The organism is Ferdinandcohnia sp. QZ13 (assembly GCF_031324165.1).
Taxonomy (GTDB): domain Bacteria; phylum Bacillota; class Bacilli; order Bacillales; family Bacillaceae_L; genus Ferdinandcohnia.
The window spans coordinates 888324-906979 of sequence record NZ_JAVIVW010000001.1 but is presented as its reverse complement, the minus strand read 5'-3'; the positions used below and the strand labels follow the sequence as shown (position 1 = coordinate 906979).

The 18656-nt window shown below is 36.9% G+C and carries 15 protein-coding genes; 8 read left to right on the top strand and 7 right to left on the bottom strand.

The features are described 5' to 3' along the window. Positions 1-24 precede the first annotated feature (24 nt). Positions 25-3180: a DEAD/DEAH box helicase gene (locus tag RGU12_RS04410; RefSeq protein WP_309534975.1), complete on the top strand. Its 3156-nt coding sequence runs from the start codon at positions 25-27 to the stop codon at positions 3178-3180. A gap of 372 nt (positions 3181-3552) precedes the next feature. Then, positions 3553-4314, top strand: coding sequence for an NERD domain-containing protein (locus tag RGU12_RS04405; protein WP_309534974.1), 762 nt, complete (start codon positions 3553-3555; stop codon positions 4312-4314). A gap of 194 nt (positions 4315-4508) precedes the next feature. Here the strand turns inward: RGU12_RS04405 and RGU12_RS04400 are convergent, their stop codons facing one another. The 5 genes from RGU12_RS04400 to RGU12_RS04380 all read right to left on the bottom strand — a co-directional run bounded on the left by RGU12_RS04400 (position 4509) and on the right by RGU12_RS04380 (position 9556). Next, positions 4509-5159: a DUF2238 domain-containing protein gene (locus RGU12_RS04400; RefSeq protein WP_396232301.1), complete on the bottom strand. Its 651-nt coding sequence runs from the start codon at positions 5157-5159 to the stop codon at positions 4509-4511. Between the two features lie 157 nt (positions 5160-5316). Continuing rightward, positions 5317-6480: a Ger(x)C family spore germination protein gene (locus RGU12_RS04395; protein WP_309534972.1), complete on the bottom strand. Its 1164-nt coding sequence runs from the start codon at positions 6478-6480 to the stop codon at positions 5317-5319. 1 nt (position 6481) lies between these two features. Continuing rightward, on the bottom strand, positions 6482-7912 hold the full coding sequence (locus RGU12_RS04390; RefSeq protein WP_309534971.1) for a spore germination protein: 1431 nt from the start codon (positions 7910-7912) through the stop codon (positions 6482-6484). Beyond that, the gene (locus RGU12_RS04385) at positions 7909-8994 is read right to left on the bottom strand and encodes a GerAB/ArcD/ProY family transporter (protein ID WP_309534970.1); all 1086 of its coding nucleotides are present in this window, start codon (positions 8992-8994) and stop codon (positions 7909-7911) included. Before RGU12_RS04385 ends, RGU12_RS04390 begins: the two co-directional genes overlap by 4 nt. Positions 8995-9217: 223 nt before the next feature. Next, positions 9218-9556, bottom strand: a complete 339-nt coding sequence (locus RGU12_RS04380; RefSeq protein ID WP_309534969.1) for a hypothetical protein — start codon at positions 9554-9556, stop codon at positions 9218-9220. A 323-nt stretch (positions 9557-9879) separates the two neighbouring features. Here RGU12_RS04380 and RGU12_RS04375 point away from each other — a divergent pair, with 323 nt between their 5' ends. Together RGU12_RS04375 and RGU12_RS04370 are read left to right on the top strand one after the other, a co-directional pair. Next, complete coding sequence (locus RGU12_RS04375) at positions 9880-10701, top strand: M15 family metallopeptidase (RefSeq protein ID WP_309534968.1); 822 nt, start codon at positions 9880-9882, stop codon at positions 10699-10701. A gap of 126 nt (positions 10702-10827) precedes the next feature. Further along, complete coding sequence (locus RGU12_RS04370) at positions 10828-11436, top strand: class I SAM-dependent methyltransferase (protein WP_309534967.1); 609 nt, start codon at positions 10828-10830, stop codon at positions 11434-11436. Between the two features lie 9 nt (positions 11437-11445). On the opposite strand, the gene RGU12_RS04365 is transcribed toward RGU12_RS04370, so the two are convergent. Together RGU12_RS04365 and RGU12_RS04360 are read right to left on the bottom strand one after the other, a co-directional pair. Beyond that, positions 11446-13257 carry an HD domain-containing phosphohydrolase gene (locus tag RGU12_RS04365; RefSeq protein ID WP_309534966.1) on the bottom strand — a complete coding sequence of 604 codons (1812 nt, stop codon included), beginning with the start codon at positions 13255-13257 and terminating at the stop codon, positions 11446-11448. Between the two features lie 134 nt (positions 13258-13391). Continuing rightward, on the bottom strand, positions 13392-14669 hold the full coding sequence (locus RGU12_RS04360) for an MFS transporter (protein ID WP_309534965.1): 1278 nt from the start codon (positions 14667-14669) through the stop codon (positions 13392-13394). Positions 14670-14764: 95 nt separating this feature from the next. Between RGU12_RS04360 and RGU12_RS04355 the strand changes: the two genes are divergently transcribed. From RGU12_RS04355 to RGU12_RS04340, 4 genes are all read left to right on the top strand, one after another. After that, positions 14765-15415, top strand: a complete 651-nt coding sequence (locus RGU12_RS04355; protein WP_309534964.1) for a nucleoside deaminase — start codon at positions 14765-14767, stop codon at positions 15413-15415. A 43-nt stretch (positions 15416-15458) separates the two neighbouring features. Further along, a complete protein-coding gene (locus tag RGU12_RS04350) occupies positions 15459-16625 on the top strand; it encodes an LL-diaminopimelate aminotransferase (protein WP_309534963.1) in 1167 nt (388 codons plus the stop codon). A gap of 141 nt (positions 16626-16766) precedes the next feature. Next, positions 16767-17291 carry a CBO0543 family protein gene (locus RGU12_RS04345; protein ID WP_309534962.1) on the top strand — a complete coding sequence of 175 codons (525 nt, stop codon included), beginning with the start codon at positions 16767-16769 and terminating at the stop codon, positions 17289-17291. 96 nt (positions 17292-17387) lie between these two features. Continuing rightward, positions 17388-18632, top strand: coding sequence for an MFS transporter (locus RGU12_RS04340; RefSeq protein WP_309534961.1), 1245 nt, complete (start codon positions 17388-17390; stop codon positions 18630-18632). The last annotated feature ends 24 nt before the right edge of the window (positions 18633-18656 follow it).

Genomic DNA, 18656 nt, shown 5'->3' with positions numbered 1-18656 from the left:
ATAAAATTATGTAGAGGTGACACCATGCTTAAGCAGGGGATTTACGAAGAAATTATTTCGCAAAAATTAAAAAAGGATCTTGCTAGTCTTGATATTGAAAAATACGACATTGGCAAGGAGCCCATAGATACAGAAGAGGCAAGAAAGTTACTTTCATCATACATATCAACCGTTACTAGAAGAGCTCTCAAATTTGTAAGGGATAACCAAAATGATGATAGACAGGCTCTACTCGATCAAATACGGACTTGTAATGAAATCATCACTGTTTTAAGTGAAAGTCTAGACGAAGAAGAATTTAAAAGTCTTAAAATCGAAGAAGAAGGGGAAGTCCTAACTTCCATTTATACCAAAATGAATTCAATTCGCAGTATTCGTAAAGGGGAGGTCATTCGGCCAGTAACCCCTATTTCTCAAAGTTCACTATTTACTGGGTCAAACTATGAGCCAAATATGCTTGGTGAATTGAAAAAGGAGATCCTGACTGCAGATTCAATTGAAATGCTTGTTTCTTTTATAAAATGGAGTGGCTTACGAATCTTAATCAATGAATTAAAGGAATTCACAGAGCAGGAAGGTAAGAAGCTTCGTGTTATAACGACTTCATACATGGAAGCGAGCGATTATAAGGCCATCTATGAGCTAAGTCAACTACCAAATACAGAAGTGAAAATTTCCTATGATGTTGATCGAACTAGGCTGCATGCCAAAGCATATTTGTTTAAAAGGGAGACTGGTTTTAGCACAGCTTATATTGGATCCTCAAATATTTCGAACCCTGCGCTTACCTCAGGCTTGGAATGGAATATCAAGGTAACGGAAAAGGATTCTTTTGATATTGTAAAAAAGTTTGAGGCGACATTTGAAAGCTATTGGAACGATCATGAGTTCGTGCTGTTCAATAAAGATAAACAGGAGGACCAAGACCGACTTAAAGTAGCATTATCAAAATCGAAAATGCAAAACCAAAGTAATCAACCCATTCTTTTTGATATCCAACCCTACTTGTATCAGAAGGAAATTCTTGAAAAATTACAGGTTGAGAGGGAAGTTTTCGGTCGATATCGAAACCTACTTGTTGCAGCAACGGGTGTAGGAAAGACAGTCATTTCAGCATTTGACTATAAGCGTTTCAAAGCTAAAAATAAACACTCCGCGAAGCTATTATTTGTTGCTCATCGTGAAGAGATTTTAAAACAAAGCTTAGATACATTTCGAGTAATTTTAAAGGATCCGAATTTCGGGGACCTTTTAGTTGGAAATAACCAACCAAGCTCATTGGACCATCTATTTGTCAGTATCCAAAGCTTTAACAGTAGGGAGCTTTATAAGCATACCACTTATGATTATTATGACTTTATTATTGTTGACGAATTTCACCATGCGGCTGCGGAGTCCTATCAAAAGCTATTAAATCATTATCAACCGAAAATCTTACTGGGATTAACGGCAACCCCGGAAAGAATGGACGGAAAAGATATTCTACCGTATTTTGAGGATACAATTTCAGCAGAAATGAGATTAACCGAGGCGATTAATCGAAAGCTTCTAAGTCCGTTTCAATATTTTTGTGTGACAGATACTGTTGATCTTTCAAAGCTAAAGTGGAGTCGTAAAGGATACGAAATAAAGGAACTAGAGAATGTTTACACTTCAAATAAGATTCGCAGCAATCAAATTGTCAAAAGCCTTTATAAATATGTTACCGACGTCGATGAGGTAAAAGGGCTTGGTTTCTGTGTGTCGATTGAACATGCAAAATACATGGCTGAGTTTTTCAACAAAGCTAGCATACCATCAGTCGCATTATATGGAAATGTTGATTCGAAGGTAAGAAGAGATGCTCAGGATCAGCTAGTAGATGGAGAAATTAAATTTATCTTTGTTGTGGATTTATATAATGAAGGAATCGATATTCCTGAGGTCAACACGATTTTGTTCTTACGTCCAACAGAATCCTTAACGGTTTTCCTTCAGCAATTGGGGCGTGGGTTGAGACTTGCTGATGGAAAGGAATGCCTAACTGTCCTTGATTTTGTAGGACAAGCCCATAAAAATTATAACTTTGAAGAAAAGTTCCGATCATTAATCGGAAAAACAAAGCATTCCGTATCTTATTATGTTGAAAACGGCTTTTTGAATGTTCCAAAAGGAAGTTTCATTCAGCTTGAAAAACAAGCTAAGGAATACATTCTAAGAAATATTAAATCAAGCAGCCATACACGTGGGAATCTAGTTGCTAAGATGAAGTTTTTTGAGCAAGACACAAATGAACGTCTAACCTTAAGTAATTTTTTAAAGCATCATCAAATGTCGATTTATGATTTTTATGGAAGAAACCGAAATCGCAGTTTTACAAGAATGATGGTAGAAGCGGGACTGAAGGATGATTTCCATTGGGAGCATGAGAACTTCGTAACAAGCCGTTTACAGAATTTATTTTTCTTGAATTCAAGTACATTGTTAAAATTCCTACTTCATTATATTGAAGAGGGTATTGTTCGAAATGAAGAAGAACGCATCATGCTTAACATGTTTTATTATTCCTTCTACAAAGCATATCCAGAAAAAGAAGGATTATTGTCAATTGAGGATGGGGTTGCAAAAATATTATCGAATCACGATTTCCGTGAAGAAATACGTGAGATCTTACAGTATCAATTCAACTCAATCGAAACATTGGAGATTGAGAATGACTTCTCATTTATTACGCCATTACGTGTACATTGCAGCTATTCGACAGCACAAGTAATGGCTGCACTCGAATATTATAATGAAGATAAAACACCAGCATTCCGGGAAGGGGTAAAGTACTTCCAAGATAAAAATTTAGACATTTTCTTCATCACATTAAATAAGTCAGAAAAGGATTTCTCGCCGTCCACATTGTATGAAGACTATGCGATTAACGAAAAGTTATTTCACTGGCAAACACAAAGTAAAGTAGCCAAACACAGCCCAACGGCACAACGCTATATTCATCATAGAGAAAACAATTATCAAATCGCGCTCTTTGTCAGGGAATACAAACAAGAACATGGCCACACAGCACCATTTGTATTTCTCGGAACAGCCGACTATGTAAATCATGAAGGAAACAAACCAATGAGCTTTGTGTGGAGGCTGAGGGAGGAAATGCCTTCGTATATGGTGGGTAGGGCGAATAAGAATGTGTTGTGAAATTTAAATTCGGGCAAAATTTTAACTGAAATTAGAATGTTTATAAATTAAAGGAGTTAGGACAAGTGGCTATTGAGAACAAAATATTAATTTAAATTGGCAAATCTTATAGAGAAAGTAACAAATGAACATCATTCATAATCATGCTAATAATGTAATTGAGTATGAAGAATTAATTAAAAAACCTTCGAGTGTGTTTAAACAAATAATTGGAATAATAGAAGCTGGGTAATAGTTAGCTCAAAAGAAAGAAGAGTCATACGGCTCTTTTTTTTAGTAATATTCATTAACAAAAAATGTAATTTTTTGTGGTATAATCTAGAAAAATATTGAAGTTAGCTTAGTGTTAAATGGTACAAAGGGGGATAAGAGATGGAACTACTAATAAGTTTAATTTTATTTGCCATTCTGGTTAGTTTTGGATTACCTAAAATTAAAGGATTCCTAGGAGAAGTATCCGTTCGTCTTTATTTAAACAAGCTTGATAAAGAAAAATATCAGGTTTTTAACGATGTTTTAGTACCACTAAAAAATAGAAAAGCATCTCAAATTGACCATGTTGTCGTGTCTCCTTATGGAATTTTTGTAATTGAAACAAAGAATTATAAGGGGTGGATTTACGGTGATTCCAAGAGTAAATATTGGACACAAGTAATCTATAAGCGCAAAGAAAAGCTTTATAATCCAATATGGCAAAACTACGCGCACATAAAAGCCCTACAGGAGTACTTAGGGACCGAGAATGAAGAACTCTATCAATCTATCGTTTCTTTTAGTAATCGTGCTATTTTAAAAAAAATAGAAATCAGCGGGCCGAATACAAGCGTTGTGTATTCATCTCGTCTTGTAAGTACGATTCATGCTCATAAAAAAGTTTTATTAACTACTGGACAAGTCCGACAGATTGCGGCAAGGCTAGAAAAGACTTTAAAAGCCGATGGCGAACAGAAAAAGCAGCATGTAAAGAATATCAAAGATTCACAACGTTTTTATCAATATAAAATTAATGCTGATATGTGCCCTAAATGTGGTGCGGACCTTGTTGTGCGAAAAGGTAAGTACGGTGCTTTTATGGGTTGCGGTAATTATCCAAAGTGTAGATTTGTTGTGAGTAATAAACAGGCGAACATGTAGAGAATAGCAATTGATTTTAATCTTTTGTTTTAACTATAAAGCTTGATTTTGGTGAACGGTACTTGCTGGATTTCGATCTCTAATGGCTAGCCATAAGCCTTTCCTAAACAAGCTATTCTTCGATTCAAAATCCATACAAATAAGATGAGAAGAGAAAAGTATATCGTAATTACAAAGACACCTGACAAGCTGAGTCAGGTGTCTTTTGGATATCTTGATAATTTAGTAATTAAACGACTATGATATTTGCTGAAAATAAGTAATGCAAGAATTGCTCCTATAAAGCTTAAAGACATGTCCCATTGGGTATCCCATATATCACCTTGAGTACCTAAAAAGTCTTTTGCCGCCTTTCCTCCATGTGCTATTTTAGAAACCAGCCACTCAATAATTTCATATAGGGCTGCAATCGCTAAGACCGCACTTAAAACAAAAGTATTTACCCAAAATCCTTTCTTCAACTCGGTTTTTCTTATAATGATTTCTCTAATGACAATTGCTAACAGCCCTTTTAGGAAATGTCCAAACCGATCATAGTGATTCCTGTTTAAATGGAATTCCTCTTTGATCCAATTAAAAAGAGGCACTTTCGCATATGTATAATGACCGCCAACAAAGGTAAGAATGCAAAGAATGGCAATAATCACATAGGCTAAAGTTGTAAAACCAAATTTTTTGTATGTAGATAGTAGAATAACTAGACCAAGAACTGCCGGAAATACTTCTAAAGCCCAATCTCTATATGTGTCAGGTTTTATTCCCGACCAAACCAATACAGAAATGACGATGAAAAGAAGGAAAATATGTATACTTGTACTCTTTTTATCTTTTTTCAATGGTTTCACTCCCGATTTAAGGGATTTTTTTTATTAGTATTTCAATACAAAGATCATACAATACCTTTCTCTGGGTTAAATGTAAATGAAAACATATTCAAAGATGCTTCTATATCGTAATTTCAAAAACACCTGACGAGTTGCGTCAGGTGTTTTTTCTTGATAATCATTCTTTAATCTCGATTTTCCGATTTTTGAATGACCCTGAATGTTCGAATGTGATATGCGCTTCTATCGACTTTATGCTGTCATCTTGAAGTAAGGCATCCTTGCTTTTTAGCTTTTTCCATTCAGCAGGGTGCTTTCTGTATAGCTGATGCTCTAAGTTCAAGAAATCAACATCATGCTCTCGGCCCAATTGATATAATTGTCGTATCTCTGAAATGACCCCCTTTTTAACAAACGTCTCCATCGCATTGACATTGAGCGTATTGTTCGTTATGCGATTACTTACTTGTCCATCTGCCATGAAGAGGATGGTAAAACGGAACCTTCCGTCTTGTTTTTCGGGATGAATTTTTACCATTTCATGATCAAGGACCGTTATAAATTCAGGTTTTGTTTCGTTCGGTACTAGTAGGGATGCGCGTACTGTTTCTGGTGTCAGCCAGCGCAAGCCTTTTATTTTCTCATATGGAAAATAGCCTTTGTATTTTTGATTACCTAGAAAAAATGCACCATCAATTGCTAGTTTCCCCTCATTTTTTTTATTTTTCTTCCACTGAGTATCATCAATTGAAAGCGAAGGGATATACGTAGTTCGACCTGGGTCAAAAAATTCACGTACAAATTGATTTAATTTGACAGGCTTGATAGTCGAGCTTTGTTCGTATGAACTTTTTGGACTATGAAGAATCGTATTTAATGAATGTTGATTAAAAAATCCAGTTGTAGATAAAACATCAAGTATGGAGCTCTTTGTCCCGAATATCCATGGAGTTGGACGGAATTCATAGTATCGTGTCAAGCCATCAAATATACTATCCAATCCTTTTTCTAATGCACTTTCGCTCAAGACAATTGCGGTGACATGTGCCCATAGAATCCGTTCCTGCGAGGTATGATAGGCTTTAAAAAACGCATCGATAAAGGTTTTTCCACTCGTTTGGGAAACATACACTTCAGGTGGACCTTTTTCACCACCTTCACTTTTGGCAACAGACGTTAATCCAATCATTTGAATCGAAAGCAAATAGTTCCCATCTTGATAATCGACGCCGATGGCAGTTGCAAAGTTTTGATTTTCGATTTCAGCGATGTCATTGTTGCAAGCAGTAACAAGGACAAGACATAGAAAAAAAGTAATTGAACAGGTTATTTTTCGCTTCATCCTACTTTCTCCGCTTCTGAATAAATGATATTCCAAATTTTTTTCGTTTAAAGGGATTCACAAACAAGGCTGCTAGATATTCTTTAAATGTTAATGAAGAAACTGGTTCAAGATAAGCCACTTCAAAGGACTCCAATTTAGATAGATAAATTAGAACACTAAAGAACCCAACAAAAAGCCCATATACTCCTAAAAAAATCGATATTAATAACGTATAAACTCTAAGTATACTAACTGTCCCAACCAATGATTGATTCACAAGTGTGTAGCTTGCGACAGCTGTTAAGGCAATGACAACAATCATCGTTGGTGATGCAAGACCTGCCCGAATCGCTGCATCACCTATAATGATACCTCCGACAATGGATACCGTTTGCCCAAGAATCGTTGGCATTCGAATTCCAGCTTCTCTTAACAATTCAAACAAACCGAGTATGAAGATAGCTTCTAGTCCAACAGGTAATGGCAAACCTTCACGTGAGACAGCAACAGTGGCTAATAATGCGAAGGGCAACTGGTCAATATTGACAGAAGCTAGTGAAACCCAAAATCCCGGTAGAAAAATGGCTATCAACAAACCGACAATTCGAATAAACCGTCCAAACAGAACGAAATAGTAAGGGAAATGAACATCCTCCGGCGATTTAATGAGTTCAAAAACATTAATAGGTCCAATTAACACAGAGGGTGATCCATTGACGATTACTATAAATCTTCCGCGCAACATGCATTCTATAACATAATCAGGGCGTGTCACATAATCAAATAAGGGAAACAAGGAAAATGTACGATCTGAAAGCCATTGTTCTAATTGACCACTGCTTACTACACTTTCGCCTTGAAAGGTAGTGAGCCGCTTCCTAACTTCCGCAATAATGTCCATATTGGCTTTATCATGTAAATAAAGCAGTGAAACCTCTGTTTTACTAAGCGTTCCTAAGCTGAAATTCTCAGAATAAAGCTGATCTGACTTCATTCTTTTTCGAATTAAAGAGATGTTTACATTTATTTCTTCGGTAAAACTATCCTTCGGTCCCTTAATCGAAACCTCAGTCGTTGATTCTTGAGGGTTTCGTTTTGGCACTTTGCTAATATCGAACACATGAAAGAAAGTGGTTCCTTCTCTAAAAATAATCAGTGAACCAGAAAACACAAGATTCACCATTTCTTGCATGCTTTTTATATGCTGGACAGGTGGGAGCTCTTGGGAATACTTGCGTGGTTCCTCTTGCCCAATGCTTAGGACGATTCGGTTAAAATACTCGTTTAACTGTGATGAATCAAGCATTCCTTTGCAATAAAAAGCTTGAAGAAACTCATCGTTTTCAATCGGTATAAATTTAATATCGGCATAATGACGAAAAAAATGTTTGACTTCACCGCAAGTCAAGTTTTCATTTGCTAATAAATGATCGAATTCTTTCATGTTCATAGGCTTCGGGTTCCTTTCTTCATTGGCAAGTAGCAAATAATCAATAAAGCCAACGAAATTATCACAGCACTTATAAATGCAGCTGGATAAAAGTATCTTCCAATCAGTGTTTGTACCCACATGTCACTTAATGGAAGGAACGTCAATAAAGCAAAGAGAATGGAGGTGACCATGTACATCTTCTTTTTTTTAGAAGGCGTGGTATGGCATTTAACCATATCTGCCAATAAGTAAAGACCTAATGAAACCCTGATAAGTTCGCCACTTAATAATTGAAACACCGCCAAAAAGTCAACATGGGAAATATAATTTCCCAACGTAATAAGTCTCCATTGTTCAAAAGCTGGAAACCTCATATCAGAGGAAACCGCTGGACCAAATGATGCCAAGGAACCCGTTGTTGGACCTAGGATTAGACCAGCTAAAATCGTAATCATTATGAAAAGGTTAAAAAACGTAAACGATTTTTTTACGTGATGCTGAAGAAGTAACAAGACAAGGAAATCTGCGCTTCCTCCAAGAACGATAATGGCCCCTTTTACAACGGGTTGATAACCTTCGATAAGAACAGGAAATAAATAGGAATAATCTTTTTCGTTAAAAGTAAACGTAGCTACAAAAATTCCAAGCACCCAAACAATCGGCAATAATATCGTGGACACATAGACGATCGATTTTAAGCCACTATAAGCTGACCAAATACAAATCAAAAGAAAAGGAAGCATCACAACAAAGGTTGGTGTATGCGGTAAAAAATAAATATTGACGGATTGAATCAAATCATAAAATGAAATCGCACTAATCAAGAAAACATAGATCACAAGGATGGCGATGACTACGCGAGAAACCAAGACTCCTGCTCGTGTTGTGATCCAGTCATAAAGACAGAGTCGCTGTTGATTTTTTTTCATGATTAAATAAAGGATGAATCCCCATAACAGGAGGATTGCATAGGCAAACAATACAGATACCCATGCATCACGTTTTCCTGCTGTAAGCAAATGGGGCATGATGAGCACATGATTAGAGATCCCAATAAAAAGGATGAGAACAAAAATTAACTGAGTACGCGAGAAATGCATTCCACCACCACCAAATAAGTTCCACTCCTGTTAGGATTTGATTGTGTTACCAAATTATGCATAACGAGTGGGTGATGGAGAAATTTAATGGGGGATGGGTGTTTTTATAAGGATAAATCATATAAACAAGCCACTCGCAATAGTGAGTGGCTTGTTTTGCATATTAGGTAACCTAGTTAGAGATTTTTCAGAGATGATGAATTCGGTATGATGAGTAAATGATTCATTCCTTAAGCTGCCGTATATAATAGAGGAGATCTCCATCTTTCGTTTCCGCTATAAATACTCCCGTATCATTTGTAGAAAACACAGCTATTCCTTTTGGTAATTTTGTTGCTGAAAAATTCCACATGAAGAGTAACGCTTTATTTGATTCACCCATTTTCTCTCCTTTTTGGAAACCGTTCTTTTTCTTTTGAAACCATTCCAGGTCGGTTGCATTTGAGTACACATTTCCGTGATATAGGAGGATATCTCTATCCTTATTCTTAACACCGATAATCGTAGCTCCTACCACAAGAACTAGGGAAATCAATAGGAGTAGAAGTATCATTTTCCTCATACACATCCCACCCTTTTTAAGTTGAGAAAAAACAAATAAGGTAACTGATAGATTAAGAATAACAGTTAAAATGAGTATATGAAAGTGGATATTTGATAAAAACCGAGATAGGTAGTGTCAAAAACAGATCGGTTTTTAGATGATAAGGTAACATGGAACCACAAGGACCGTCCCTGTGGCACCCCCGTGGACCATGGCTAATTGGTCACTTAGTACTTTCTTCATGCTAAAAACTTACAACTAATTCCCTGTGTCGATTCTTGTAAAATATAGTAGAATGATAGGTAGAGATAAAAGATATCGATTAGGGAAGAGGAATAACATTGAAGAAAGTAATCATCGGGTTGGTACTTGTATTGGTGGCGTCCTCTCTATTTTTTACGAGGGAAGCTTTTTCTGATATTTTACAAGAAAGCTATACTTCGATTAAGGAAGTCGTGATTGGAAAAGTGGCTTTAAGCAAAGAGAGCAAGGGGGAAGCATTGCCGGAAAAAGTAGACGCACCTGAAACCCAAACGGCAGGTGAACAGACAGAAGTGGCTCCTGAAGATGCGAAGCCAGTCATTGATCCAAATGATCCATTTTTATTGTTAGTAAATAAAGAGGTTGGGGTTTTGGATGAAACATATGTACCACAAAATCTTGCGGTTCCTAATGTAGCATTTTCCACGTCCGTATCGGAACGTAAACATATGGTAAAAGAGGCTGCTGATGCTCTTGAGCAATTATTTGCCAGGGCAAGTAATGATGGAATTACACTACATGCACAATCTGGCTACCGCTCTTATGGTACACAGAGCATGCTCTATGAATCTTATGTACGTGCAAATGGAGAAGAAGAAGCAAGTACATTTAGTGCAAAACCAGGGCAAAGTGAACACCAAACCGGTCTTGCGATGGATGTGACAAGTGATAGTGTTGATAACCAGCTTGTACAAGAGTTTGGAGAAACCGTGGAAGGTAAATGGGTTGCCGAGCACGCGGCTGAATTTGGATTTATCATTCGCTTTCAACAAGGTAAAGAAGATATCACAGGCTATATGTACGAGCCATGGCATCTTCGCTATGTAGGTGTGGAACATGCGAAATATATGACAGAACATGGACTTACATTAGAGGAATATCTTGGTGTAGTAGAAAAATAGAGTAGAAGAGCTCCTAAACAGGGCTCTTTTTCTTTTGCCCATTGATTTACATATTTAACAACCTTTACAATTATTGTAATCATAAAGAGTGTGATTCATTAATATCTACAAATGGAGGTGTTTAAAATGAACATCGAACGTCAAGTTGAGATTTTTAATAAGCAAGCGGGTAAGTATTATAAACGAGCCAAACAAAAAAATATGGATTTTCGACTAAGAAGTAAGCTTCTACAGTCCGCCACAGGAAATATCTTGGAATTATCGGTTGGAGCGGGAATGAATTTTCAGTTTTATCCAACATTATCGAGAATCACTGCGGTCGACTTTAGTCCTAAAATGCTTGACCAAGCAAGAATCGTGGCAGCGGAACAAGGGCGTCAGGTTGATTTTCGACTTGGAAATGTGGAAGAAATCGCTCTGCCTGAAAAAAACTATGACACGGTGATTTCATCATTGTCTCTTTGCTCATACCCTCATCCTGATAAGGTACTTACGCAAATGGCTTCCTGGTGTAAGGAGGATGGGAAGATTCTTCTCTATGAACACGGGATCAGCACAAACTCATTCGTTGCCTGGCTTCAACATAAAACAAACTCTTTTTATATGAAAAGGGTAGGGTGCCATATGAATCGCGACATTCTGAAGCTTGTGGAAGAATCTCCACTATCCATCGTTAAATCAGAGCATTACATGTTACATACTGTTCATCTTATCTGGGCAAAGCCAGTTACGTAAAACAACTGTTTAATTATCATTAAAAGACTCCTTAATCAAAACAAATTCATTTATATTCTCCAAAAAGAGGTCGACTAGTTGAGGATCAAAATGTTTCCCTTTTTGGTCCTTGAAGTATTCCATTATCTTATCCATCTCCCATGCCTTTTTATAAACACGATCGGTGCTTAAGGCATCAAATACATCTGAAATAGCGGTGATTCTTCCGTATAAAGGGATTCCTTCACCTTTCAAGCCTTCTGGATAACCGCTACCATCATATTTTTCGTGATGGGTCAAAGCGATTATCGCTGCAGCCTCCAAGATCCTTCGGTTCGAATGTTTTAACATTTGATACCCAATGGTGGTATGAGTTTTCATTATTTCGTATTCTTCTTTCGTTAATTTTTCAGGTTTGTTAAGGATTGAATCTGGAATACCAATTTTCCCAACATCGTGTAGGGGAGAAGCACTTTTTAGTAGTTCTGCCTCTTCTTTGGACAAGCCATATTTTAATGCCAATAATTTAGAAAATTCGGCTACCCGTCTAACATGGTTACCGGTTTCTTTAGAACGATTTTCTGTTATTTCCCCAAGTGTAAATAAAATTTCCTTTTGGGTGGCTTCAAGTTCACTTGATAGCATTTCATTCTCAGAAAACGACTCAGCATATCTTTTAGTTATGATAATGGATTGGGCCCCAATAAAGGCAACAATTCCAAGCGGTGACAAAATAGTGGTATTAATCATTTGGGCGTCATACATAAGATCATTGACCACTGTACCAATCAATATTAAAAGTGATAGACCAATCACATATGCGCCAACCTGCTTTAATTTGATGCCTTTCATGATTAGGTACAGTATGTAAGAGAACGTGATAAGTAATAAAACATAGAGAATATAAACTAAGTTTGTAAAAATATCTGATTCAGTAACAAGAACGATTACAGTAGAAAATAAGGAAAGAATCATCACAATTTGAACTGGGGTTTTCTTTTGCCCAGCAGGAAATTTTAACGAAAAATACTTTATAAAGAGGAGTACACTACAAAAAATAGTAAGGAAATTTAATTTAAGCACAACATTCCAGCTTAAATCAGGAAAAAAGTACAAAATGGATGTTTGTCCAACTAATAAGATTCTAAAACCATAAACGAGACAAAATAGTCCAAAATAGAGAGGTACACGGTCTTTTCTTCGGTTAAAAAATATATTTAGATGATTAAAACTGATAATAAAAAAAGCACCAATACTAAACCATTCAATAAATGTATCACGTTTCGATTTATGTTCAATTACAGAAGGATTTCCTAAATAAACGGGTCCCATAATTCCAGTATCACGAAAATGAAAATTGGATACTTGTAATAGAACATGAGTATTTTCCTGAGCAACATTGAAAAAGATTACTTTTGGAACTCCTTTTGGTACCATTTGGTCTTTTGTACTTGCAACCTTTCCGTTTTCTATAACTAGATGATTATTAATCCATAGTGTATAAGCGCTGAAAACTTGAGGTACATAGATGGCCTTTGTTTGCCCAAGCGAATTTATAGGAAAGTGAATATCCAATTGATAGGTTCCGTACCCTTTATGAGTACCCCAATATCCTGGAACTTTCATAGATTGTTTGGGAGTATATTTTTGAGATTCTAAATCACTAGGACTTAACAAACGATGAGGATAAAAATTCCAGTATCCGGCTAAATTTATTATCTCATCTTTTGGTTGAATCATGATTTCTCCATTTTTAATTCGTGTTTCTTGTTGGTTTTGACACCCAGCTATAATAAATATAGAAAAGGAAATGAATAAAATAAGGAATTTTTTATGTTGCATAACCTACTCCATCTATCTCAAGTTAGTTGATTTACATATTGCCAATTACCTCTTCATTTTTTCCTTCTATTTCAAAAAACATGCAAAGTGCCAGGAACCTATGGGGTGCCTGGCACTTCTATACATCTTTGATTCTATACTGATGCTTCCTGTATATTAGAGCTTTCTGCTGTTTTCACATATATGATTTGCCTTCGCAGAATGAATACATATGCAAAAAATGCGAAGATGATACTTAATGCGCTATATAAAAAGACCGCTTTGAAGCCAGCATGAAGGGAAATAAATCCTAAGCATATCGCTCCGATTCCACTACCCGAATCTTTGGCAGTGAAAAAAGTTGAGTTCCCTGCGCCTCTTCGATTAGGTGGGCAAAGCTTAATCATCACAGCATTTAACGCTGGCTCTACAAAACCTAATCCTAATCCGTAAAGGATGCCTGAAATGATGAATTCACTTAGGGAATGGGCATAGGCTAAAACCACAAATGAGATTGTCATAATAACTAATCCAGGGATAATGACCAATGAACTTCCATATTTATCAGCCAATTTTCCTCCAATAATTCTCGTCAATAATAGGGCAATTGAATACACCGTATAATAAAAACCGATGTCTTCGATACCTAAAGATAGAGCGAAGGTTGGAATAAAAGTTAACGCTACACCCATTCCAACATATACAAAAGCAGTTACTAAAGCTGTTGGGAGAGCTGTTTTTTCATAAAGTAGTTCTGATATTTTTCTTTTTCGAGTTGATGATTTGCGTTCAACGTTTGTTTTTCCTTTTTCATATGTAATAAATAGACTACAAAGGATCGAAATCAAGCCAATCAAACCGGCAACGATGAAAAGAACTTGATAATTAAACTGTTGAATAAGATAGATCGTTAAAGCTGGTCCCACTGCCGTTGCGAGTGTATTGGATAACCCAAAGTAACCAACACCTTCTGCCAACCTACGTTTTGGCACAATATCCGAAATAACGGTCCCGGATGCATTAGTGGTTGCACTGAATCCTATTCCATGTAGACTTCTCATAACCAACAGAAGACTAATTGAAAATGCAACAACGTATGAAAGAGTGATAAATGCAGTTACCACAGCCCCAATAATTAGCACCATTCTACGACTCTTTTCATCTATTATTTTGCCGAAAAGAGGTCTGAAAATGATTGCTACAAACATGAAGAAGCCAAACAGCATACCTGAAATCGAATTATCGCCACCTAGATGGATTGCATATAAGGGGAGACCCGTCATTAACATATTATTGGCAATTTGTGTAGACATAGCATAAACAAACGTTAGAAAATAATATTTCGTCCATAATTTTTCTGTATTCTTATTCGTTCCTTGCAAATGAAGTCCTCTTTTCATGAGTGATGTTGTAATGATTATATCAATTATCAATATGGCAGTCTCTATTTGAATTTTTATTGCTAAAATTATTCCCATTACTTTACAATTAGTATAATCATAAGAGTTTTAGAAAAGAGGTTTAAAATATGGAATTTGCAAGTTCGAAACATGATATCTGGCGCCAATGCTTCCAAGAGGCTTGGAGGTCGTTTCAGGAGGGAGCACGCCCAATCGGTGCGGTTGTTGTAAATGCCGATGGTGAAATTGTTGCAAGAGGGAAAAGTGCTGTATTTAGTGAGTTGTCAGATTCCGTGGTTTTTCATAATGAGCTTGCCCATGCTGAAATCAATGCATTGCTAAAACTTGATAATCGTGTCCATACCAAGGTTAATCATTATACGCTCTATACAACAATGGAACCATGCCCACTTTGCTTTGGTGCTTTATACATGAGTGGGATTAAAAATCTCGCTTATGCTGCCAAGGATAAATACGGAGGAAGTACAAATTTACTGGGGACAACCCCATATTTGAGTCGGAAACAAATTCAAGTAGAGGGACCGATTCCATTTTTAGAGGATCTATCGATTTTATTAAATGTCTATTTTGATCTAAAAATGGGTTATGAAAAGGGAGTAGCTGTGATTGAAAAAATGAAGGACGACTACCCAACGGCAGTGGCGTTAGCAAGTGAATGGTTGAAAGAAGATAGATTAAAAGATTATCAGAATCTGCAAATGGAAGAAGTTTACGAGATGATGCTTTCATCGGTGAAGGTTTCACCTAAACTTTCATAATCTTGTTATAATAGTAGTAATTCTAACAAATGAGGTGACAGCATTGAAAATCACACTATCACAGAAAATGAACGAGTTTGGGGAATCTGTTTTTACCGAACTAGCAAACTATAAAAAGAATAAAATGCGTGAGGGCCAAGATATTATTGACTTAAGCGTGGGCAGTCCGGATTTGCCGCCACCTCCTTATGTCATTGAAGCATTGGCTACTCATGTTCAAAACCCTTCATTATATGGGTATTCATTAACTGGAATAGATGAATTGCATGATGCCATTTCTAATTATTACATAAGAAGATATGATGTTCCTGTTAATAAGGAAAGTGAAGTATTAATGGTTATGGGCTCTCAGGATGGACTTGTTCACTTTCCAATGGCATTTGCCAACCCAGGGGACTTGGTTCTTGTTCCAGACCCAGGCTATACGGCATATGCAGCTGGTATTGCATTAGCCGGCGCTAAACCATATGGCATGCCATTAAAAGAGGAAAATCAGTTTTTACCCGATTTGGATGCCATTCCCGAGGATATTTGTCAAAAGGCAAAAATAATGATACTAAACTTCCCTGGTAACCCTGTGCCAGCACTTGCAACTCAAAGCTTTTTCGAAAAAGTCATCCAGTTTGCAAAAAAACATCAGATTCTGGTCCTTCATGATTTTGCCTATTCAGAGTTGTACTTTGAGGAGAAACCGATTAGCTTTTTATCAGTAGAAGGTGCAAAGGAAGTTGGGGTTGAATTCAACTCTCTTTCAAAAAGCTTTAATATGGCAGGGTGTCGGATTGGATATATGGTGGGTAATCCTGATATCATTGCTGCCATAAACCGACTCAAATCAAATCTCGACTATGGTGTGTTTTTGCCCATACAAAAAGCTGCAATTGCAGCATTAAGGGACACCTCGAACTTCAGTGAAAACTTGCGTGAAACGTATAAAAAACGACGTGATTTATTAGTGAATGGGCTAGCTGATGTGGGCTGGCAAGTGGAATCTCCAAAAGCATCGATGTTTATCTGGGCAAAGATTCCAAAGGGCTTTACATCCACTGAATTTACGTACCGTTTAATTGATGAAGCGGGAATTGTGGTTACTCCAGGAAATGCCTTTGGTCCGAATGGAGAGGGCTATGTACGAATTGGTCTTGTTCAAAATGAAGAGACCCTCAAAAAAGGTGTCCAAAGATTACAAGATATCCCGTTATTAAAATAGAATAAAGACTAAAATGGAGCACATTGCTTGTAACAAATGCTACATTTCCACACAAAAAGACGAATCAAATATAAGATTCGTCTTATTTTATTGTAAATATCTGGGTATTATAAAAGTACTACTTGTTCAGGAGTGTATCCAATGCACCTAATCTATAATGCCTTATTCCTTTTGGCCGCGATTAAATGGGGCGATTGGAGAAAGTGGCGAGAATATTATCCAACTATTTTGTTCTTTTTTGTAGGGGATCTTTTAAAAAACTTATTATACCATGATTACTCGATTTGGACGTATCAGGAAACGATGTTTGCAAAAGACATCCTCAGCAATCATACAATTATTACTTTATTAATTATGTTTATTAGCTATCCTGCAACAGTTCTTATCTATCTCGGACACTTTCCTGAAAAAAGATGGAATAAAGTACTCTGGATTGGCTTGTGGGTGTCTATATACGTAATAGTGGAATACATCAATGTGAAATATTTGCACCTCATCAAACACCACCATGGTTGGACGATCCAATGGTCACTTCTTTTTAATCTCGTTATGTTTCCAATGCTTAGACTTCATCAGAAACAACCCCTGATTGCGTGGGGCTTATCTATTATTTGGATTATATTATTATTAAATATGTTTCCAATTCCAATGAAATACATAAAGTAAAATTTATATGGAAAATGGCATTAAAATAGGATATAGTTATTCTTGATAAAGGGAACTCATGTTTGGAGTTCCTTAATTTGTGATGGGAGAGAATGTATGAATAAAACAAATGAACGAGATTTTGTCCATTGGAAAAAGAATATTATTCTTTTTCTAGGAAGCCAAACGATTTCACTGTTTGGATCGGCATTAGTTCAATATGCGATCATGTGGTATATCACCCTCACCACACAGTCAGGGATTATGATGACCATCTCGATTATCTGTGGATTTTTACCGACGTTTTTCCTATCGCCTTTTGCAGGCGTTTGGGCTGACCGATTTAATCGTAAAGTGTTAATCATTCTGGCAGACGGAATGATTGCAGTTTCTACATTGATATTAGCCATCTTGTTCTTAATGGGATATGACTCCATTTGGCTCCTTTTTGTTATATCAGCGATTCGGGGACTAGGTACAGGAATCCAAACACCAGCGGTTGGCGCGATTTTACCTCAAATTGTTCCACAGGATAAATTAACGAAAACAAATGGAGCAAATGGAAGTATTCAAGCTGTGATTATGCTCATTGCACCTATGGTCAGTGCAGCTTTGCTAACAGTAGCTTCTTTAGAAATTATATTTTTTATTGATGTCATTACGGCGGCGATTGCGATTACGACATTGCTTGTCTTTCTCAAAATCCCTTCCCATGCGAAAGCGAACGAACAGCAACATGTCGGCTATCTTGAAGATTTTAAGCTTGGATTAAACTATATTAAACAAAGTGAATTTTTGAAGCCATTTTTCCTTTTCTTTGCGATCTTTTTTGTGGCTATGGCACCCGCAGCATTCCTTACACCACTTCAGGTTACGCGAAGTTTCGGGGACGATGTGTGGCGGTTAACGGCCATTGAAATTGCCTTTTCAATCGGGATGATGGTCGGTGGAGGAGTGATTGCCACTTGGGGCGGCTTCAAAAATAGAATTCATACGATGACATTGGCGAGTGTCATATTTGGTCTAACAACAATTGGCCTAGGAATAGTACCGGTTTTCTGGTTGTATTTAGGTGTTATGCTGATTTGCGGTATAGCGATGCCACTCTTTAATACACCAGCAACCGTATTATTGCAGGAAAAAATTGAGGAAAACTTTCTAGGAAGGGTTTTTGGGGTATTCAGTATGATTTCCACCTCGATGATGCCTCTCGGAATGTTAATTTTCGGACCTATTGCGGATATCGTAGAAATCGAATGGCTCCTCATCGGCACGGGAATCTTCATGGTTGCACTGTCCTTCTTCCTTATGGGAAGTAAAGCGCTTGTGAAAGCAGGGTTACCAGTGCCGGTTCAAGAATAACAACAAGGGAGAAGCATCCATTAG